This is a genomic window from Rhodococcus sp. (in: high G+C Gram-positive bacteria) (assembly GCF_049591685.1).
Taxonomy (GTDB): Bacteria; Actinomycetota; Actinomycetes; order Mycobacteriales; family Mycobacteriaceae; genus Rhodococcoides.
Genome location: NZ_JBAWFH010000530.1, coordinates 1 through 21,081 on the forward strand (window position 1 = coordinate 1; position 21,081 = coordinate 21,081).

A 21,081-nucleotide genomic window follows, 5' to 3' on the forward strand; every position below is an offset into this window, starting at 1 on the left:
CCATTGAGCTACATCGGCGTGCCTGCGACGAGTACGGGATCGCCGTGTCCGTCGCTTGCGATTCGAAACTCTACATAATCTCCGAAGGAGATGACAAACCGCCTGCATGTACCGTTCACGACGGACGGGAGCGTAGGCCGCTCGCAGGTACCGCAGTCGTCTGCTGTCTAATGGTGCCTGTAGGTTGAACGAGGTCGGTTCATCGATTCGAACGGTTTCGCCGTTTCGGTGCAACTGCTCGCGTGGTGACGGGGTGTGGCGCAGCTTGGTAGCGCATCCGCTTTGGGAGCGGAGGGTCGCAGGTTCAATTCCTGTCACCCCGACAAGAAGAAGCCGGATCCTATATGGGTCCGGCTTCTGCACAGGGTGCAGACGAGTTACCCGAGTGGTTCACCGTCAGTGCCGGTGAATCGGACCGACCGCAAGGCAAGACCACCAGAAGGAGCATGTCCCGTGAAGAGCACCGTCGAGCAGCTCAGCCCGACGCGAGTCCGTATCAACGTTGAGGTGCCCTTCGAGGAGCTCAAGCCTGATTTCGACCGCGCATACAAGGCACTCGCGCAGCAGATCCGTCTGCCCGGCTTCCGCCCGGGCAAGGCTCCGGCCAAGCTTCTCGAAGCCCGCGTGGGTCGCGGTGCAGTGCTCGAGCAGGTCGTCAACGACGCTCTTCCGGCGCGATACTCCGAGGTTGTCACCAACGAGAAGATCAAGGTGATCGGTCAGCCCGACATCGAGATCACCAAGATCGAGGACGGCGACGAACTCACCTTCACCGCCGAGGTCGACATTCGCCCCGAAATCGCGCTCCCGGACTACTCGACCATCGAGGTCACCGTCGATCCCCTCGAGATCACCGACGAGGCAGTCGACGAGCAGCTGCAGTCCCTGCGTCAGCGCTTCGGAACTCTCACCGGTGTCGATCGCCCCGTGCAGAGCGGCGACTTCGTCTCCATCGACCTGTCGGCAACCGTCGACGGTGAGACCGTCGAAGAAGCCACCGCGAGCGGCTTGTCGCACGAGGTCGGTTCCGGCCAGCTCATCGAAGGTCTGGACGAGGCAATTGTCGGAGTGTCTGCCGGCGAGTCGAAGGACTTCACCTCGACCCTCGTCGCAGGCGATTTCGCGGGCAAGGAAGCCGTCGTCACCGTCACCGTCGTGTCCGTCAAGGAACGTGAGCTTCCCGAGGCCGACGACGAGTTCGCCCAGCTCGCCAGCGAGTTCGATACGTTCGACGAACTCCTCGCCGACCTGAAGACTCGCGTTGAGCGTGTCAAGAAGGTGGAGCAGGCAGGCCAAATTCGCGACAAGGTGCTCGAGACGCTTCTCGAGACCGTCGAGATCCCTGCGCCCGACGCCGTCGTCAAGGCCGAGGTCGACTCGCAGGTGCACGAGGCCATTCACGGACTCGATCACGACGAGGCCAAGTTCGCCGAGCTGCTCGAAGCTCAGGGTTCGAGCCGCGAGGAGTTCGACACCGAGGTCAAAGAGACGGCCGAGAAGTCGGTGCGCACCCAGTTGCTGCTCGACGCCATCGCCGAAGCCGAGAACACTCAGGTCGGCCAGGACGAGCTCACCGAACGGATCATCTTCCAGGCGCAGCGCTACGGCATGTCGCCGGAAGACTTCATCCAGCAGGTGCAGCAAGCCAATCAGCTCGGTGCGGTCTTCGCCGATGTCCGTCGCGGCAAGGCTCTCGCCTCCGTCGTGGACCGGGTCAAGGTGACCGACACGGCCGGTGCGTCCATCGACACGACCGAGCTCTTCGGAAGCCCCGCCGACGAGGAAGAGCCTGCAGCAGGCGATTCTTCCGAGGGTGAACAAGAGAAGTAACGCTGACAGCGAACGACGGCGGTTCCGGGACTCCGGGGCCGCCGTCTTTCGTTAGTGTCTGTATCAGGAACCAACGATCAGTATGGAAAAGGCAGGTACCGTGACTGTTCAGAATCCGGCGGCTTCGCACCAGCAGAGTCCCGTCATGACTTCGGCCGCTTCCGGCCTGAATCTCAGCGACTCGGTGTACGAGCGGCTGCTTCGCGAGCGCATCATCTTCCTCGGTACTCAGGTCGACGATGACATCGCCAACAGGCTGTGCGCGCAGATTCTTCTGCTCTCCGCTGAAGATCCGACCCGCGACATCTCGCTCTACATCAACTCGCCCGGTGGCTCGGTCACCGCGGGAATGGCCATCTTCGACACGATGGAATTCGCCGAGTGCGACGTCGCCACCTACGGCATGGGCCTGGCCGCCTCGATGGGCCAGTTCCTGCTCTCGGCCGGCGCCAAGGGCAAGCGCTACGCACTCCCGCACGCGCGCATCATGATGCACCAGCCGTCCGCGGGCATCGGTGGTAGCGCCAGCGACATCGCCATCATGGCGGAGCAGTTCGCCCACACAAAGCGCGAGATGGCCGAGCTCATCGCCCAGCACACCGGCCAGACCGTCGAACAGATCACCACCGACTCCGACCGTGACCGCTGGTTCACGGCGGCAGCGGCCAAGGAGTACGGCTTCGTGGACCACGTTGTCTCCCGTGCACGACAGGCAGGCGGAGTAGGCGAGTAGATCGCCCGGCAGCCGCACCCCACGATCACTCACCTCTTGGAGAAACGAATGACCAACCTGTTCGATCCCAACCAGTTGCCGTCCTCCCGGTACATCCTGCCGTCCTTCGTCGAGCACTCCAGCTACGGCGTCAAAGAGTCCAACCCGTACAACAAGCTGTTCGAAGAGCGCATTATCTTCCTCGGCGTACAGGTCGACGACGCGTCTGCGAATGACGTTATGGCGCAGCTCTTGGTGCTCGAAGGGCTCGACCCCGATCGCGATATCACGATGTACATCAACTCGCCGGGCGGATCGTTCACGTCGCTGATGGCCATTTACGACACGATGCAGTACGTGCGTGCGGACGTCGCGACCGTCTGCCTCGGTCAGGCTGCTTCTGCGGCTGCTGTTCTGCTCGCCGCCGGAACGCCCGGCAAGCGTGCAGCACTGCCCAACGCCCGTGTCCTCATTCACCAGCCTTCCAGCGGTGGCATTCAGGGGCAGGTCTCCGACCTCGAAATTCAGGCCGCGGAGATCGAGCGTATGCGTCGCCTCATGGAGACCACCCTCGGTCGCCACACGGGCAAGGATCCCGACGTCATCCGCAAGGACACCGATCGCGACAAGATCCTGACGGCCGAGCAGGCGAAAGACTACGGAATCATCGACACCGTCTTCGAGTACCGCAAGTTGTCCGCACAGAAGTAGTGCCGACAGGTATCGTCGCAGGACCGTCTGCAGTGCCGGGCGCGGTGAACTCCGCGCCCGGTGCCGCGCTCGGCATCGATGCCGTAACGCTTCGAAGCACTTGCTGCGATTGCGGTAGTACACGAACACGGTGACTCTCGATCGGCATCGATTTACGAATCGGGCGGCGAATCACCGGAAACAACTGGCCCGTGTCGTCGAGAACACGGGTACGGTCGCATCAGGGCTCGAACGCGGTGGCTGCCGACGTGGTGTGGTCGTCACAACGTTGCAGGCGGTACCTCGCTGCACTCGAGAATGCTGTGATCGAGAAGTTGCTCACGGCAGTCCGACGCCCGATACGGGTGTGGGTCTGCCGGACGCGGACAAGGAAGTAGGAACCTCCGAATGGCACGCATCGGTGACGGTGGCGATCTGCTGAAATGCTCTTTCTGCGGCAAGAGCCAGAAGCAGGTCAAGAAGCTCATTGCAGGTCCAGGGGTGTACATCTGCGACGAGTGCATCGACCTGTGCAACGAGATCATCGAGGAGGAGCTGGCCGAGTCGAGTGAGGTCAAGCTCGACGATCTGCCGAAGCCCTCCGAGATTCGAGACTTCCTCGAGAATTACGTGATCGGACAGGACACCGCCAAGCGAACCCTCGCGGTGGCCGTCTACAACCACTACAAGCGCATCCAGGCCGGCGACAAGGCGCGAGACGCCCGCGGGGAAACCGTCGAGCTCGCCAAATCCAACATCCTCATGCTCGGCCCCACCGGTTGCGGCAAGACGTATCTCGCGCAGACGCTCGCGAAGATGCTCAACGTCCCGTTCGCCATTGCCGATGCGACGGCGCTCACCGAGGCCGGATACGTCGGCGAGGATGTCGAGAACATCCTTCTCAAGCTGATCCAGGCCGCGGACTACGATGTCAAGCGCGCCGAAACCGGCATCATTTACATCGACGAGGTCGACAAGATCGCCCGCAAGAGCGAGAACCCGTCGATCACGCGTGACGTGTCCGGTGAAGGCGTGCAGCAGGCGCTGCTGAAGATCCTCGAGGGCACACAGGCCAGCGTTCCGCCGCAGGGCGGGCGGAAGCACCCGCACCAGGAATTCATTCAGATCGACACCACCAACGTGCTGTTCATCGTTGCAGGTGCGTTCGCCGGTCTCGAGAAGATCGTGTCGGATCGGGTCGGTAAGCGCGGCCTCGGCTTCGGTGCCGAGGTGCGTTCCAAGGCGGAGATCGACACGCAGGATCATTTCGCCGACGTTATGCCGGAGGACCTGATCAAGTTCGGTCTTATTCCGGAGTTCATCGGCCGGCTGCCGGTTGTCGCTTCGGTGACCAATTTGGACAAGGAATCCTTGGTCACAATCCTGTCGGAACCCAAAAACGCTTTGGTCAAGCAGTACAGCCGGTTGTTCGAGATGGACAACGTGGAGCTCGAGTTCACAAAGGACGCGCTCGAAGCAATCGCCGATCAAGCGATTCTGCGCGGCACCGGCGCTCGTGGGCTACGCGCCATCCTCGAAGAGGTGCTCAACCCGGTGATGTTCGACATCCCGAGCCGCGACGATGTGGCCAAGGTCGTCGTCACGTCGGAGACGGTCAACGACAACGTGTTGCCGACGATCGTTCCGCGCAAGCCGGAACGCCCCGAGCGGCGCGACAAGTCCGCCTGACGCGGTTCGCCGCAGGTCCGCGTGAAAAGACCCGGCCATCGAGTGTGATGGCCGGGTCTTCTCATGCATGATAACCCCTGCGCCGAGGTGAGGTTGTTTCAGCGAACGATGCGGCGCGGATGCGTGTAGAGGTTCATGTTCTCGCCGCGGAGGAAGCCGACCACCGTCAAGCCGGACTCGTCGGCCAGATCGACCGCGAGCGAGGACGGTGCCGAGACGGCCGCGAGGATGGGGATCCCTGCCATGACAGCTTTCTGGGCCAGTTCGAAGGATGCGCGGCCGCTGACCATCAGCACCGTCCCCTGCAATGGAATTCGTCCCTCGCCCGTTGCCCAACCGACCACTTTGTCGACCGCGTTGTGGCGGCCGACATCTTCGCGAAGTACCAGCATCCGGCCGTCACGGTCGAACAGTGCTGCCGCATGCAGACCACCGGTGGTGTCGAACACCTTCTGTGACTCGCGCAACGTGCCGGGGAGAGTGGCCAGAACCGAGGCCTTCACCCTGACGTCGTCGGACGCGGGGGAGTGCCGAGTCTTCAATCGAACTGCGTCGAGCGAGCCCTTCCCGCAGACCCCGCACGAGGATGTCGTGTAGAAATTCCGCTCGACCCCGGGCTCCGGCGGCGCGACGCCCGGAGCGAGCGTGATGTCGAGGACGTTGTAGGTGTTTGCTCCCTCGTCGTCGACGCCGTCGCAGTATCGTGCGACCGAGATATCCTCGCGGCCCGCGATGACGCCCTCCGTCAGTAGGAATCCATGCGCGAGTTCGACATCGTGGCCGGGTGTTCGCATCGTCACTGCCAGCGCAGTCCCGCCGACACGGATTTCGAGCGGCTCCTCGACGACGAGTGTGTCGGGCCGAGAGGTTTCGTGCGGGCCTCGGATCCTGACGACCGGGCGCCGAGCGGTTATTCGTCCCATTCGAGAATTATGCGTCCGTGTCCCCGAGCGCGGCCACGAGGGAGACCATGCGGGGGTGATCGGCGAGGTCACCCACCCAGACCGCTTTGCCCCTGTGATCGGCCAGGGGTACCCGCCAATTCTCGTACTGGGTCTCGTCGGTGCCGGGCTGGTTCTGGATTCGGTTTTCGCCGACCGCGTCGACGAGCGCTACTCCCAACAGAACCGACGGACTTCTCCGAACCAGCCGATACAGCGCCTCGACGGTCTCTTTCTCGGTCGCGCCTTCCGGAAGGAGTCCGCGTACCCGGGCGAGGTCGAGCACTGCCTCCCGTCCGGCAGCATCCTGTTCCGTCTCCGCCTCCAGATCACGCTCGAGCAGGCCCAGCCGAGAACGCAGAGCTATGTGCTCGCCGCGCAGGTATCCCGCGGTGGGCGGCAGGTCGTGAGTGGTGACCGAGGTCAGGCACAGTTCGCGGTACTTCTCCGGTGCGATCGGTCCGTCGTCGTCGTTCTCGAACCACAGGATCGACGTGCCGAATACGCCGCGCTCACCCAGGTATTCCTGGACCTGGGGTTCGAAGACGCCGAGGTCCTCGCCTACGACGACCGCGCCTGCGCGCTCTGCCTCCAGGACGAGAATTCCGATGAGAGCTTCGTGGTCGTACTGCACGTACGCGCCCTCACCGGGTGTCGCCGCCTCCTCCGGGATCCACCACAGTCGGAACAGACCCAGAATGTGATCGACGCGAACCCCGCCTGCGTGGCGAAGCACCGTACGCAGCATGTCTCGGTAGGGCGCATAGCCCAGTTCCCGAAGCTTGTCCGGGTTCCACGGCGGCTGATTCCAGTTCTGTCCCTGCTGGTTGAAGTTGTCGGGCGGCGCGCCGACGGTCACGCCGGATGTCAGCGCGTCGCCGAGCGTCCACGCGTCCGCGCCCTGTCGATGCACTCCCACGGCGAGATCGTGGACGATCCCGATGTCCATACCGGACTGTCGCGCGGCGTCCTGGGCGCGGCCCAGTTGCTCGTCGCAGATCCACTGCAACCACTTGTAGAAGTGGATCTTGTCGGCGGCCGACTCGCGGAACTCGGTCGCGAAATCTGTGTCGGGGTGCGCGGCGCGTTCGCTCCACACATCACTCGTGCGGTCGAACTTCTCGGCCAAGGCGCACCACAGCGCGAAATCGTCGAGTCCCGATCCTTCGCGTGCACAGAACGCATCGAACGCCGCCTCGCGTGCGGGTGAGCGGGTAACACCGTGAATGCGTTTGAGGGCACGCAGCTTCGAGCGGAACGCCGGGTCACGTTCGATGCGCTTCGTTCGCTTGTTCGCTCGGGAGAAATTACGTGCGGAGTCTCGTACTTTCGCGTACTGATCGCGCGGAAGGTAGGCGGTTTCGGTGATGTCCTCTATCCGGATATACATAGGGTCGAAGAAGCGTCGCGTCGTCGGCAGGTACGGTGACGCCTCGACCGGTGGCGCCGGTTGCTGCGCGTGCAGGGGATTGACCAGTACGTAGTCGAAGCCGTGTGTGCTGCCGGCCACTGCGGCGAGGTCCGCCAGGTCGGCATAGTCACCGACTCCCCAGGATCGATCGGATCGGATCGAATAGAGCTGGGTGAGCAGACCGGTACGTTGTCGACCCAGGAGTGCGTCGTTGGCGGACAGGCGACGAGGGGTGACCACGAGCGTGCACTCGGACCGAGTTCGATGCATGGAGTCGGGAGCACTTTCCGCGGTGATGGTGTGCCAACCGGTGGGCAAGTCGGTGGGAACGGCGAATGTGGCCCGGCCCACGAGCGCACCGTCGATTTCGCGGGGGTCGGTCCAGACGCCCAGCTGTTCGAGCGGCCGATGTTCGCCGTCTTCCGTCGTGACGTGCACGGACACTGGATCACCGTGCGGCACATGGACACTGACTGTTCCGTCGTCGCCTTCGACAGCGACCACCACGGGCGGAAGCATGCGCCGCCACGGCGCCTCGTCGAGATCGGCGAGTGACTCCGACACTGCCGCATCGGTGTCGGCCTCGATCCCGCGAGCACGCAGGATTCGTTGCAGGGTCGTATCCGATACATCGTTCTCGGTCTGGTCCCAGCCACGGTAGGACGTCGAGACTCCGCATCTCCGAGCGAGCTCTCGCAACTGCGTTGTGTAGTTCACACTCCGATCGTGCCAGCAGCGGTCGGTTCCGTCACCCGGTAGCGGGCAAGGACACCGCCTGTTCTTCCCCGGTTCGTCGAAGCCGGGCGGCGATCGCGAGGCCCACCCGGCAACTGCGGGAGCGCCGAGATTGAACTCGGTTGCCCCGGGTACTCTGATCGCGGCCAGGGCAGGCCGGCTGCTGCCTCGGCATCACTGATTCGTCGACGTTCGCCCGTCACCTTCGAGTGGCTGCCGAATTTCGTGGAACGCAGGATCCGCCCAGAACAACGGATAGGGAGCGCGAATGACTTTCGTTGGCAAGATCGAAGAGCTGGAACGAAATTCCGGCGCACCGGTCGAGCTACGGGTGATTGCCGATGCCGATCAGTTGCCGGTCGTTCGTGCAGTTGCCGAAACGTTGGCAGTGCTCGGAGATTTCACGCTCGACGACATCGCCGACATCAAACTCGTGGTCGACGAGGTGTGCTCGGAACTGATCGCGGGAGCGGTCGTCGGCGCAGAGCTCAGCTGCTCGTTCGTGGTCGGTGACACGGCGATGCGCATCACCACCACGTCGATGGTCCAGGATGGCCACGTACCCAAGTCGGACAGCTTCGGTTGGCACGTGCTGCAGACGCTGACCGACTCGATCGCACTGAGTGCGTCTTCGGTCGACGGGGGATCGAGTGTCGCAGTGGACGTGGTCAAGCGGAGGAGCAACATCTAGTGCCCGTGCCGTACGAAAGATCCACGCGGCGTCAATCGGACGACTACAGCGAAGTAGTACCCCTCATCCAGGAGATGCAGGCACTGCCCGCGGACTCCCCCCAACGTCAGGTTCTGCGCGACCGCATCATCACCCGTTGCCTTCCGCTCGCCGAACACATCGCTCGCCGGTTCGGTGGTAGGGGCGAAGCTCACGAGGACCTGCTGCAGGTCGCGCGGCTGGGTCTGGTGAACGCGGTCGACAGGTTCGACATCGAACGCGGGTCCGATTTCGTGTCGTTCGCTGTCCCCACGATCATGGGCGAGGCTCGACGCTACTTCCGCGATGCCGGATGGTCCGTACGCGTGCCGCGTCGGATGAAAGAACTCAACTCGATGATTTCCGGCGCGGTAGGGACGTTGTCTCAGAAGCTCGGTCGCGCACCGACCGCCAGCGAGATCGCCGCGGAGCTCGATATCGACGTCAAGGAGGCATCGCAGGCGCTGCTCGCGCGCAGTGCCTATCAGACGGTGTCCGTCGACTCGGTGGTCAGCGATGATCGGCTCCCGCTGATGGACACGCTCGGTGCGGACGATCCCGAGCTCGAGAAGATGGAAAGCTATCTGACGGTTCGGCCCGCTCTCGAGAAGCTGCCGGAGCGCGAGCGGCAGATCGTGATTCTTCGGTTCTTCGGTTCCATGACGCAGACGCAGATCGCCGAGCGTATGGGTATCTCGCAGATGCACGTCTCTCGTATCCTGTCCCGGACGCTGGCGACTCTGCGTGAGGATCTCGGCGCGAGCTGACGTCACCGTCGGACCGTCGAACGAACCTCAGGAGCGTTGCCCGTGACACACACGCCGACCGACATCTTCGACGACCTCGACGCGTACGTCGCTGCTCCCCGGGTGACCGCGCTCGCTGCGTCGCCGGACGGCGCGCGCGTCGTGGTCGTGGTCTCGGAACTCGACGAGGACGCCGCGAAGTATGTCCCGGCTCTGTGGGACGTCGATGTGACGGGCACCGACCCTGCGCGGCGGTTGACGTGGAGCGGCGGCGGTGCGAGCGATCCGGTGTTCACCGCATCGGGAGACCTTCTCTTCCTGCGCCGCGCTGCCGTGGACGACACCTCAGCGATCTGGGCGCTTCCGCGCACGAGCGGTGAAGCGCACGTCATCGCCGAGCGCGGTGCCGGCTTCGAGGGGCTCCGAACAGCCTCGCGATCGGCCACGTTCGTGGCATCGTCGGCCGTCCATCGGTCGGCGGCCACCGAGGAAGCCGACGAGCGCATCCGGTCGGCGCGCAAGGACGGCAAGATCGACGCTGTCCTACACACCGGTTATCCGGTGCGGTACTGGGATCACGACCTCGGCCCTGCCACGCCGCACCTGTTCTCCGGCTCGGCGACCGACACATCAGGTGTCGGTGCGATTCAGCGCGTCACTCCCGCTGCAGGCGGAGCGCTGAAAGACGCGTCTTACGACATCGACGCCGACGGTTCGTTCGTCGTATCGACGTGGACGGTGTGCGGTGAGCTCGCCACGTCACGGACCGTACTCGTACGCATCGACATCGTTTCCGGTGAACGCACCGTCCTCGTCGATGACGAGGATGCAGATTTCGGCTCACCGGCAATCGCGCCCGACGGCCGCACCGTCGCGTTCGTCCGCGAAACGCATTCCACACCCGACGAGTCCCCGCGAATAACGCTGCAGCTGTACTCGTTCCGCGACGGCTCGGTGTCGGACGCAGCCCCGGGCTGGGATCTGTGGCCGATGACGCCCGTGTGGCTTCGCGACGGTAGCGGTGTCCTCGTCGTCGCCGACGAGAACGGTCGAGCGCCCGTCTTCCTCGTCCGCGACGGTGTCACACGCCGGCTGACGAATGCCGACAGCGCCTATTCACACGTGCACGCCGGCGCCGACGGCTCGGTGTTCGCACTCGAAGCGTCCTACGCGCACCCGCCTCGTCCGGTGCGCATCGACCTCGGCACCGGCGAGGTGCGGGCGCTGCCTTCGCCGGTCGAACAGCCGCTACTGCCGGGCACGCTTACCGAGATCGACACGGTAGCCCAGGACGGACGCCGCGTCAGGGCGTGGCTCGCGCTTCCGTCCTCCGCGTCCGAGGAAAACACGGCACCCCTGCTTCTCTGGATTCACGGCGGACCTCTCAGCTCGTGGAACACCTGGTCGTGGCGATGGAACCCGTGGCTTCTCGTGGCACGGGGTTACGCGGTTCTGTTGCCCGACCCCGCTTTGTCCACCGGCTACGGCCAGGACTTCGTCCAGCGGGGCTGGGGACGCTGGGGGAGAGAACCCTTCAACGATCTGATGGCGATCACCGACACCGCCGAAGAACTCCCGTATGTCGACGGTGCCCGTACGGCTGCCATGGGTGGGTCGTTCGGCGGATACATGGCCAACTGGATTGCCGGTCACACCGACCGCTTCGACGCGATCGTCACCCATGCCGGCCTGTGGGCACTGGATCAATTCGGGCCGACCACCGACGCCGCGTACTACTGGCAGCGGGAGATGACCCCTGAGATGGCGGTGGAGAACTCACCGCACCTGTACGTGGCGGACATCGTCACTCCGATGCTCGTCATCCACGGCGACAAGGACTATCGGGTACCGGTGGGCGAAGGGCTGCGACTGTGGTTCGAGCTGCTCAGCGAGTCGGGCCTGCCTGCCGACGGCGAGGGCCGCAGCGACCACCGCATGCTGATGTTCCCGTCGGAGAACCACTGGGTGCTCTCGCCTCAGCACGCCAAAGTCTGGTACCAGGTCGTCTTCGCCTTCCTGTCCGAACACGTCCGCGGTGAGACGGTCGCACTGCCGGAGTCACTCGGCTGAGTGTCCATCGAAAAGGGCGTGTCGGGGCGTCCGGAGTCGACCACTAGAATCGACCGGTGACCAGTTCAGCGCCAGAGACCCCAGACGATCCAGCCGAGGCACGCGAGCGCAGCCGGCATGGCGACCCGAACGAGTTGCCGAAGAGCTGGGACCCGAGTGCAGTCGAAGCGGAGCTGTACCAGGGCTGGGTCGACGCCGGTTACTTCGAAGCCGATCCGACGAGCGAAAAGCCGCCGTACTCGATCGTGCTTCCGCCGCCCAACGTCACGGGCAGTCTGCACATGGGGCACGCGCTCGACCACACGTTGATGGACGCGCTCAGCCGCCGCAAGCGGATGCTGGGCTTCGAGGTGCTCTGGCTCCCGGGTATGGACCACGCCGGAATCGCGACACAGACACTGGTCGAGAAGAAGCTCGCCGCGGACGGCAAGAAGAAGGAAGACTTCGGTCGCGAGGCGTTCATCGAGAAGGTCTGGGAGTGGAAGCGTGAATCCGGCGGCACCATCGGCGGGCAGATGCGCCGTATCGGTGATGGCGTCGACTGGAGCCGCGAGCGATTCACCATGGACGACGGGCTGTCACACGCCGTGCAGACGATGTTCAAGCGTATGTACGACGACGGCCTCATCTATCGAGCCGAGCGTCTGGTCAACTGGTCGCCGGTTCTGCAGACCGCCATCTCTGATATCGAGGTCAAATTCGAGGACGTCGAAGGCGAACTGGTCTCGCTCCGTTACGGTTCGCTCGACGACGACGAGCCGCACGTCGTCGTCGCCACCACACGTGTGGAGACGATGCTCGGTGACACCGCCGTGGCCGTTCATCCGGACGACGGGCGCTACGCACACCTGGTAGGCACCACTCTCGAACTCCCGCTGACGGGCCGTCGAATTCCGGTCATCGCCGATCCGTATGTCGACCCCGAATTCGGCACGGGCGCAGTGAAGATCACGCCCGCGCACGACCCCAACGACTTCGAGATGGGGGTGCGTCACAACCTGCCGATGCCGACCATCATGGACAAGGCGGGTCGGATCGCCGACAGCGGAACGCAATTCGACGGACTCGACCGCTTCGAAGCGCGCGTAGCCATCCGGGAGGCGTTGTCCGAGCAGGGGCGCGTCGTGGCCGAGAAGCGGCCGTACCTGCACAGCGTCGGTCATTCCGAGCGCAGCGGAGAATCCATCGAGCCGCGCCTGTCGTTGCAGTGGTGGGTCAAAGTCGACGGACTGGCGAAGGCTGCGGGCGACGCCGTCCGCAGCGGCGACACCGTCATCCATCCCACGAGCCAGGAACCGCGCTGGTTCGCCTGGGTCGACGACATGCACGACTGGTGCATTTCGCGTCAGCTGTGGTGGGGTCATCGCATCCCGATCTGGTACGGACCCGACGGCGAGACCGTGTGTCTCGGCCCCGATGAGACTCCGCCGGAGGGATGGGTGCAGGATCCCGACGTTCTGGACACCTGGTTCTCGTCCGGGCTGTGGCCGTTCTCCACCATGGGCTGGCCGGACGCGACCGACGAACTGGCGAAGTTCTACCCGACCTCGGTTCTGGTCACGGGCTACGACATCCTGTTCTTCTGGGTTGCTCGCATGATGATGTTCGGAACGTACGTCGCAGACGACGCGTCCGTGACCGCCGGCGAGAACGGCGGACAGGTGCCGTTCCGAGACATATTCCTGCACGGGCTCGTGCGCGATCAGTTCGGCAAGAAGATGTCGAAGTCTCGGGGCAACGGGATCGACCCGCTGGACTGGGTCGACCGCTTCGGTGCCGATGCGTTGCGCTTCACCCTGGCGCGCGGCGCCAACCCGGGTGCCGATCTCTCCGTCGGTGAAGATCACGCGCAGTCTTCACGCAATTTCGCGAACAAACTGTTCAACGCCACGAAGTTCGCATTGATGAACGGCGCCGCGCCCGCCGAACTTCCAGCGCGATCAACGCTCACCGATGCCGACCGCTGGATCCTCGACCGGCTCGATCATGTTCGCGCCGAAGTGGATACGGCCTTCGACCGCTACGAGTTCAGCAAGGCCTGCGAGGCGTTGTACCACTTCGCGTGGGACGAGGTGTGCGACTGGTACCTCGAGATCGCCAAGGTGCAATTCGCCGACGAGACGCAAGCGGAGGCCACCCGTGGGGTTCTCGGCAACGTGCTCGACGCCCTGTTGAGATTGCTGCACCCGGTCGTTCCGTTCGTCACGGAAACACTGTGGAAGGTACTGACGGGCGGCGAGTCGATCGTCGTCGCATCCTGGCCGAAGTCGTCCGGCGCGGACGCGGATTCGATTGCCGCGCAGCGCATCGACGACATGCAGAAGCTCGTCACCGAAGTGCGACGCTTTCGCAGCGATCAGGGTCTTAAGCCGTCGCAGAAGGTGGCCGCCAAGATGATCGGCGTCGATCGAGCAGACCTGGCCGCACAGATACCGGCGGTCCGATCACTTGCACGCCTGACGGAACCGTCGGAGAACTTCGACGCCACGGCTTCGGTGGAAGTGCGTCTGTCGGCCGCGACGGTCACCGTCGAGCTGGATACCTCCGGAACGGTCGACCTCGTTGCCGAGCGAGCCCGACTGGTCAAGGATCTCGCTGCTGCGGAGAAGGAACTGGCGCAGACCACCGCCAAACTGGGCAACGAGGCATTCTTGGCCAAAGCGCCCGACGCTGTGGTGGACAAGATCAAATCGCGTCAGCAGATCGCGCAGGAAGAAATCGCTCGCATCACTTCTCGGCTCGAAGCGATGGGGCAACAATGAGTGGCCCCGCCGCAGCGTCCGATCCGGGACCGGTCGACCTCGCCGAACTGGCGTTGGTCGAAGCGGAACTCGACAAGCGTTGGCCGGAAACGAAAATCGAGCCGAGCACAGCGCGAATCGCTGCGCTGATGGATTTGCTCGGCTCGCCGCAGAAGGCGTACCCGTCGATTCACGTCGCTGGAACGAACGGCAAGACGTCGGTGACGCGCATGATCGACGCGTTGTTGACGCACTTTCATCGCCGCACCGGCCGCACGACGAGCCCGCACCTGCAACTGGCGACCGAGCGGATCAGTATCGACGGCCGCCCGATCTCGCCGCGCCTCTACGTCGACACCTACAACGAGATCGCCCCGTTCGTCGACATGATCGATGCGCAGTCCGAGGCGGCCGGTGGTCCGCGGATGAGCAAGTTCGAGGTGACGACGGCGATGGCCTTCGCGGCGTTCGCGGAGGCGCCTGTCGAGGTCGCGGTCGTCGAGGTGGGCCTCGGGGGTCGTTGGGATGCAACCAATGTCGTCGACGGTGAAGTTGCGGTCGTGACGCCCATCGACATCGACCACGTGGAATTCCTCGGCTCGGATCTAGCGGGGATCGCGGCAGAGAAGGCCGGAATCATCAAGAAGGCGCCGGAGTCGCTCGTGCCGCGTGACACCGTCGCCGTCCTCGCCGAACAGAAACCCGAAGTAGCGGACGTCCTTCTTCGCGCAGCTGTCGAAGCCGACGCTGCCGTTGCGCGTCAGGGATCGGAATTCCGGGTCCTCGCTCGGCGTATCGCCGTCGGTGGTCAGCAGATCGAACTGCAGGGGCTCGGGGGCGTCTACACCGACATTTTCCTGCCGCTGCACGGCGAGCATCAGGCACACAACGCGTCGCTGGCCCTCGCCGCGGTGGAGGCGTTCTTCGGTGCGGGTGCCGACCGACAGCTCGATGCGGACCTCGTCCGCGCCGCGTTCGCGTCGATCGTGAACCCCGGCCGATTCGAGCGCGTACGCAACGCGCCGACGGTGTTCATCGACGCCGCCCACAACCCACACGGCGCACGAGCGTTGGCCGCGACGCTCGCGGACGAATTCGACTTCCGGAAACTCGTCGGCGTGGTCAGCGTGATGGGTGACAAGGACGTCGACGCGATGTTGACCGCGCTCGAGCCCGTGTTCGACGAGATCGTCGTGACACACAACGGATCGCCGAGGGCAATGGACGTGGAAGACCTCGCGAATATCGCCGTCGCGAAATTCGGTGACGAACGCGTCGTCGTCGCTCCGACACTGACCGACGCTGTGGAAACTGCCATCGGACTCGCCGAGGAAGTCGCGGATCCGGGTGAGGCGGTGTCCGGCGCGGGCGTCGTTGTCACGGGATCCGTGGTGACGGCAGGCGCTGCGCGCACCCTGTTCGGAAAGGAACCGACATGAGCCTCGACGACTCGCAGGACGAACCGGCTCGGTCCGATCGACCGCAGGCCGACGCGCCGAGGTTCAGACCGCCGACCAATGACCCGTGGAAAGGTTTCCGAGGCGTGGTCGCCGGAACGTTGGTGCTCGAAGCGATCGTCGTGCTCCTCGCACTGCCGGTCGTCGCCACGGTCGGTGGTGGCCTCGGGTGGTTCTCCACCCTGTACCTCGTCGGTGTTGCGGTCGCGCTCATCCTCGCCGCAGGCATGCAGGGCAGGCCTGCGGCGATGCGGATCAACCTGATTCTGCAGGTGCTCGTTCTGATCGGAGTTTTTTTCCACATCTCCATCGGCATCGTCGGACTGATTTTCGGGGCGGTCTGGGCCTATCTGCTGTACTTACGCAGAGACATCACCCGGCGTATCGAGCGCGGGATGCTTCACGGTCAGCGAGACTGAGTTCGGCCTCTTCCGTCCGGCCCCGGGCACTGACCGCTGTGGGTTCGGCGGTGTCCACTACTGTCTGTGACCGTGACTGAGCGCACCCTTGTACTTATCAAGCCAGACGGAGTAGCCCGCCGATTCGTGGGGGAGATTCTCGGCCGAGTCGAGAAGAAGGGACTGAGCATCGTCGCCCTCGAGCTCAAGTCCGTTTCCACCGAGACGGCCACCGCCCACTACGCCGAGCACGAGAGCAAACCGTTCTTCCCGGACCTGCTCGAGTTCATCACCTCGGGACCCGTGGTGGCTGCCGTACTGGAAGGGCCGCGCGCAATCGCGGCGTTCCGACAGATCGCGGGAGGCACCGACCCGGTCGAGAAGGCCGTCCCCGGCACCATCCGTGCGGATCTGGCCCTCGACGGCCAGCAGAACCTCGTTCATGGTTCGGACTCCGTCGAGTCGGCCCGACGCGAGATCGAACTGTGGTTTCCCGGGCTGAGCTGACCTGAGATTTCTCGTCCTTCAGGGACCCCGATCCATCTGTGCCCGCCACGCCGCCGACGATGCTTTTTCGGAGGTGTGGCGGGCACATCTGAATCGTGTGGGATACTCGTGGCGGTTGCCTACACAGTTTCAGTTTCACCGACGACAAGTTTTGTAGTACTTCGAGGGACCCGCAGGACGGAACGGCACTCCAGTGGCGTTCCGCGTGGAAGCAACCGGATGACACCCGCAGGCCGATGCCCGTCATCGCAGCCGAAGGCGAGGGGAAACCCCCAGCGCACCGGCATGCTTGATGATCAGGCGCTCGGACTGAAGGACACCAGAGCCATCCAGACAGGCACCGCGCTCGGCGCATCGGACACTCGCTGTGGCCGATACACCGGGTGCGGAGCGAGACCGAACGAACTGACGTCAAACCTTTCGTCAGGACACAAGAGTTGCCCTCGCGTGGCCGCGTCACACCCACTTCGGTAGGTGGACGCGCCCGGGGGCCAAGGAGACATACGTGGCCGATCAAGCCCCGCCAGAAGATGTACAGAATTCGAACACGGGAAGTTCGGCAGGTGACGAGGCCGCATCCGCCGGCCCGAAGCCCACGTTCCCCGACCGCCTGCGCGTACACGCGCTGGCAAAGATAATCGGGGTCACCAGCAAGCAGGTGCTCGCGAAGCTGGGCGAGCTGGGAATCGAAGCGCGCAGCGCTCAGTCGAGTCTCGGCCGCGTCGATGCCGAGTCCGTTCACACAGCCTTCACCGCCCCCGAAGAGTCGCAGGTAGCGGACGCGGACGTGCCGGAAACGCAGGCGCCCGACGCTCCGGTCGCCGAGACCTCGTCGGTCCCTGCGCCCTCGGCCGAGAGTGCACCTGCGGCGAATGCCGAGCAGGCGTCGACGCTCTTCGAAGCTCCTCCGGTCGAGTCTCCCGCCGCGCCAGCACCCGTCTCACGCTCCGCCACTCCGCTGTTCCTGCAGCCCGAGGTCGCAGCCGAGCCTCCACGTGCACGTCGCCGCAGCCGCAAAGCCGCAGGCCCGGCCGCAGACACCGGTACCGAAGCGCAGACTACTTCGGGCAGCAAGACCGCACCGACAGGTACTTCGGATGTCAGCACTTCCGGTGTCAGCACTTCGGCCGGCGACGACGCAGCCGGTGACACCTCGGTGGAGATCACCGCGTCGGCGTCCCCGACCGAGATCACCGACGCCCCCGACCGTACGAGCCGCAAGACCGACGCCCAAGACGACCGTGACGACGACAGCAACACCGACGTCGAAGAGGACTCCACGACTTCGGACGGCGACGACGATCAGTCGCAGCCGAGGCGGCGCAGGCGGGGACGCCGTGGCCGCGGCCGCGGACGCGGTGACCAGTCGAACGACAGCAATACCGACGACGAATCGGACGATTCGGGCGATGGTGATTCAGTGGACAACGACGTAGATTCGACCAACAACGACGTCGACGCCACGGACGATCGCTCTGTCGATGCGGATTCGGCAGGCACCGACGCCGGTGAGTCCGACACCGGTGAGTCCGACACCGATGAGTCCGACACCGGTGAGTCCGACACCGATGGGTCCGAAACCGAGGGCACCGACTCGGCGGACGAGAAGCCGACCAACGAACGGCGGTCGCGGCGACGCAGCCGATCCCGCGGTGGATCCAAGTCGGCCGACCAGAGCGACGACGAGCAGTCGACGGCGACCGACGCGGACTCCGACACCGGCGACTCGGGAGCCGAGTCGTCCGCGGACGACTCCGACGACGATGACCAGGACGGTTCCGACGGCTCCAGTCGCCGCCGCCGTCGTCGCCGTCGTCGCCGTAGCACCGGCGAAGCCACGTCGGACGGCACCGCGTCCGAGGACGACCCGCCCAACACGGTTGTTCATGAACGTGAACCCCGCAGCAAGTCGCGTAGCAAGGACGAGGTCCAGGGCATCACCGGGTCGACCCGGCTCGAGGCCAAGCGTCAGCGTCGCCGCGACGGACGTGACGCCGGACGTCGGCGCCCACCGATCCTGACCGAATCCGAGTTCCTCGCGCGCCGCGAATCCGTCGACCGCGTCATGGTCGTACGTGAGAAGACGTTCCCGGACCATGGCGAGACGACGCAGGTCGCGGTCCTCGAAGACGGCGTTCTCGTCGAGCACTTCGTGACCAGCAGTGCGTCGGCGTCGATGGTCGGCAACGTGTACCTCGGGCGCGTTCAGAACGTGCTGCCGAGCATGGAGGCCGCGTTCATCGACATCGGCCGCGGCCGCAACGGCGTGCTCTACGCCGGTGAGGTCAATTGGGACGCCGCGGGCCTCGGTGGCAATTCCCGCAAGATCGAACAGGCGCTCAAGCCCGGTGACCAGGTCCTGGTTCAGGTGAGCAAGGATCCCGTCGGACACAAGGGCGCCCGACTCACCACACAGCTGTCGCTGGCCGGCCGCTACCTCGTCTACGTGCCGGGTGGCAGTTCGACCGGCATCAGTCGCAAGCTGCCCGACACCGAGCGCAAACGTCTCAAGGAGATCCTGCGCGAGATCGTGCCTCCCGAGGCCGGCGTCATCATCCGCACTGCTGCAGAGGGTGTCAGCGAAGAGGAGCTCGCCCGCGATGTGACCCGGCTGCAGGCGCAGTGGGCCACCATCGAGGAAGCGTCTGCAAAGGCGGAGTCCGGCAAGGGAAGCCAGCCTCAGGCGCTGTACGAAGAGCCCGACATGCTCGTCAAGGTCATTCGCGATCTGTTCAACGAGGACTTCGTCAAGCTCGTCATCGAGGGCGAGAAGTCGTGGACAACCACCTCCAACTACATCGAGACCGTTGCAGCGGACATGCTTCCGAAGCTCGAACGCCACGTCTCGGAGCCGGGTAAGCCCGACGTGTTCGAGGCGCACCGCATCGACGAGCAGTTGGCCAAGGCGCTCGATCGCAAGGTCTGGCTGCCGTCGGGTGGAACACTCGTCATCGACCGCACCGAAGCGATGACCGTCGTCGACGTCAACACGGGCAAGTTCACCGGAGCCGGCGGCAACCTCGAAGAGACAGTCACGCGCAACAACCTCGAGGCCGCCGAAGAGGTGGTTCGTCAGATGCGTCTGCGCGACATCGGCGGCATGATCGTGGTCGACTTCATCGACATGGTTCTCGAGTCGAACCGTGACCTCGTCCTGCGTCGCCTCACCGAGGCGCTGGGACGAGACCGCACCCGCCACCAGGTTTCCGAAGTCACGTCCCTCGGGTTGGTCCAGATGACCCGGAAGAAGCTCGGCACGGGCTTGGTTGAGGCATTCTCGACCAACTGCGAGCACTGCCAGGGCCGGGGCATCATCGTTCATCCGTACCCCGTCGAGAGCAAGCCGGACGACGGTTCGCGTTCGGGTTCCTCGCGTGCAGACTCGAGTTCGCAGCGCAAGCGTCGCGGGCGTGACAAGGCCGATCAGGGCACCGGATCAGCTCCGGCCGATCCGAACGAGCACGTGCCCGATCCGTCCGTCAAGCGAGCGCATCCCGTGGCCTTGGCGATGGCCGCGCACCACGATGACGTCGTCGACGACGTGACGCCCGCCGACGTGGTGGACAACGCAGCGGCCGCCGACGGATCTCATGAGTCCGGGCCGAAGGTGATCGACGCAGCCGAGGTTGCGGCAGCACAGGGCAGACAAACGAACGGGCAGGACAGCGCGGCCGCCGCCGGCGGTGACGCTGTGGCCCGCGAGGTGGAGTCGGACTCCAACGGGTCGTCGCGACGCGGCGGCAGAGGCGGGCGTCGCAAGGCGTCTAGGCCTGCAGCGTCCACCGTCGTCGACGAAGCCACACCGGCCATAGCAGCCACATCGGCCGACCCGGCCGCGGCCCCGGACGGTGCGGTCGCCGATAGCCCGGTGGTTCCCGAAGCTGCTTCGGAGCCGGTTGTCCCCGTCGGGACAGCAGGACCCGCGGAGACGGCAGAAACGGTCGAGACAGCAGAAGCTGTCCAGTACGTGGAACCGGCTGAGCCTGTTGTGAAGGCTCGTCGCGGCCGCCGGGTTGCGCGCAAGGCGGCAGCGCCCACCGCGGAAACCCCCGATGCAGGAACTGTATTGGTGATTCCCGCGACATCGGACGGTAGTGAGCCGACCCAGGCCGAGATCGAAGCCGCGCCCATCACCGTTCCGGCGTTCGCCCACCCGGAAGCGGCTGACGTCGTCGACGAAGCACCCGTCACCAAGCCGCGACGACGTCGCGCTGCGGCTCGCCCGGCAGGCCCACCGGTAGACGCATAGGTGGCGGCCGACGGGCGGTTTGATTTTGGCCGCCCGTCTGCCGTAACCTTGATAAGTCGCTCCCGGTGACGCCACTCAGCTGTGTCTTGTGCACGCCGTGTTCGAGTATCGAGCCTCGGCTTGGTGCGAGGTGAGTGTGCAGTCCGGAAGCAAGAAACAAGCTAGATCAGACCAGTCGTGTTGCCGTGGGCAACGC

Annotated in this window: 14 protein-coding genes and 1 tRNA gene; 13 read left to right on the forward strand and 2 right to left on the reverse strand. The window is 64.7% G+C overall.

Going from position 1 to position 21,081, the window contains the following annotated elements:
• Window positions 1–249 precede the first annotated feature (249 nt).
• From WBQ44_RS21605 to clpX, 5 genes are all read left to right on the forward strand, one after another.
• Window positions 250–323: transfer RNA gene (locus WBQ44_RS21605), tRNA-Pro, on the forward strand.
• A 130-nt stretch (window positions 324–453) separates the two neighbouring features.
• Window positions 454–1,830: a trigger factor gene (gene tig, locus WBQ44_RS21610; protein WP_495568713.1), complete on the forward strand. Its 1,377-nt coding sequence runs from the start codon at window positions 454–456 to the stop codon at window positions 1,828–1,830.
• Window positions 1,831–1,912: 82 nt separating this feature from the next.
• Window positions 1,913–2,563 carry an ATP-dependent Clp protease proteolytic subunit gene (locus WBQ44_RS21615; protein ID WP_495568714.1) on the forward strand — a complete coding sequence of 217 codons (651 nt, stop codon included), beginning with the start codon at window positions 1,913–1,915 and terminating at the stop codon, window positions 2,561–2,563.
• A gap of 48 nt (window positions 2,564–2,611) precedes the next feature.
• The gene (locus tag WBQ44_RS21620) at window positions 2,612–3,253 is read left to right on the forward strand and encodes an ATP-dependent Clp protease proteolytic subunit (RefSeq protein ID WP_008715342.1); all 642 of its coding nucleotides are present in this window, start codon (window positions 2,612–2,614) and stop codon (window positions 3,251–3,253) included.
• A 387-nt stretch (window positions 3,254–3,640) separates the two neighbouring features.
• Window positions 3,641–4,921 (forward strand): ATP-dependent Clp protease ATP-binding subunit ClpX, encoded by a 1,281-nt coding sequence (gene clpX / locus WBQ44_RS21625; protein ID WP_495568715.1) that lies wholly within the window; start codon window positions 3,641–3,643, stop codon window positions 4,919–4,921.
• 98 nt (window positions 4,922–5,019) lie between these two features.
• Here clpX and fdhD read toward each other — a convergent pair whose 3' ends face one another.
• Both fdhD and malQ read right to left on the reverse strand, forming a co-directional pair.
• Window positions 5,020–5,844: a formate dehydrogenase accessory sulfurtransferase FdhD gene (gene fdhD / locus WBQ44_RS21630; RefSeq protein ID WP_495568716.1), complete on the reverse strand. Its 825-nt coding sequence runs from the start codon at window positions 5,842–5,844 to the stop codon at window positions 5,020–5,022.
• A gap of 7 nt (window positions 5,845–5,851) precedes the next feature.
• On the reverse strand, window positions 5,852–7,990 hold the full coding sequence (gene malQ, locus WBQ44_RS21635; protein WP_495568717.1) for a 4-alpha-glucanotransferase: 2,139 nt from the start codon (window positions 7,988–7,990) through the stop codon (window positions 5,852–5,854).
• Window positions 7,991–8,276: 286 nt separating this feature from the next.
• On the opposite strand from malQ, the gene WBQ44_RS21640 reads away from it, so the two are divergent.
• The 8 genes from WBQ44_RS21640 (at window position 8,277) to WBQ44_RS21675 (ending at window position 20,885) form a co-directional block, all read left to right on the forward strand.
• Entirely contained in the window at window positions 8,277–8,699 is a 423-nt protein-coding gene (locus WBQ44_RS21640; protein WP_495568718.1) for an ATP-binding protein, read from the forward strand.
• A complete protein-coding gene (locus WBQ44_RS21645; protein ID WP_495568719.1) occupies window positions 8,699–9,484 on the forward strand; it encodes a SigB/SigF/SigG family RNA polymerase sigma factor in 786 nt (261 codons plus the stop codon). The genes WBQ44_RS21640 and WBQ44_RS21645 overlap by 1 nt, the downstream gene beginning before the upstream one ends.
• Window positions 9,485–9,526: 42 nt before the next feature.
• Window positions 9,527–11,533: a S9 family peptidase gene (locus WBQ44_RS21650; RefSeq protein ID WP_495568720.1), complete on the forward strand. Its 2,007-nt coding sequence runs from the start codon at window positions 9,527–9,529 to the stop codon at window positions 11,531–11,533.
• Window positions 11,534–11,589: 56 nt separating this feature from the next.
• Window positions 11,590–14,295, forward strand: a complete 2,706-nt coding sequence (locus WBQ44_RS21655; protein WP_495568721.1) for a valine--tRNA ligase — start codon at window positions 11,590–11,592, stop codon at window positions 14,293–14,295.
• Entirely contained in the window at window positions 14,292–15,713 is a 1,422-nt protein-coding gene (folC, locus tag WBQ44_RS21660; RefSeq protein ID WP_495568722.1) for a bifunctional tetrahydrofolate synthase/dihydrofolate synthase, read from the forward strand. The genes WBQ44_RS21655 and folC overlap by 4 nt, the downstream gene beginning before the upstream one ends.
• Window positions 15,710–16,150: a DUF4233 domain-containing protein gene (locus WBQ44_RS21665; protein WP_495568723.1), complete on the forward strand. Its 441-nt coding sequence runs from the start codon at window positions 15,710–15,712 to the stop codon at window positions 16,148–16,150. The genes folC and WBQ44_RS21665 overlap by 4 nt, the downstream gene beginning before the upstream one ends.
• 72 nt (window positions 16,151–16,222) lie before the next feature.
• The gene (ndk, locus tag WBQ44_RS21670; protein ID WP_495568724.1) at window positions 16,223–16,636 is read left to right on the forward strand and encodes a nucleoside-diphosphate kinase; all 414 of its coding nucleotides are present in this window, start codon (window positions 16,223–16,225) and stop codon (window positions 16,634–16,636) included.
• A 505-nt stretch (window positions 16,637–17,141) separates the two neighbouring features.
• Window positions 17,142–20,885: a translation initiation factor IF-2 N-terminal domain-containing protein gene (locus tag WBQ44_RS21675; protein WP_495568725.1), complete on the forward strand. Its 3,744-nt coding sequence runs from the start codon at window positions 17,142–17,144 to the stop codon at window positions 20,883–20,885.
• The last annotated feature ends 196 nt before the right edge of the window (window positions 20,886–21,081 follow it).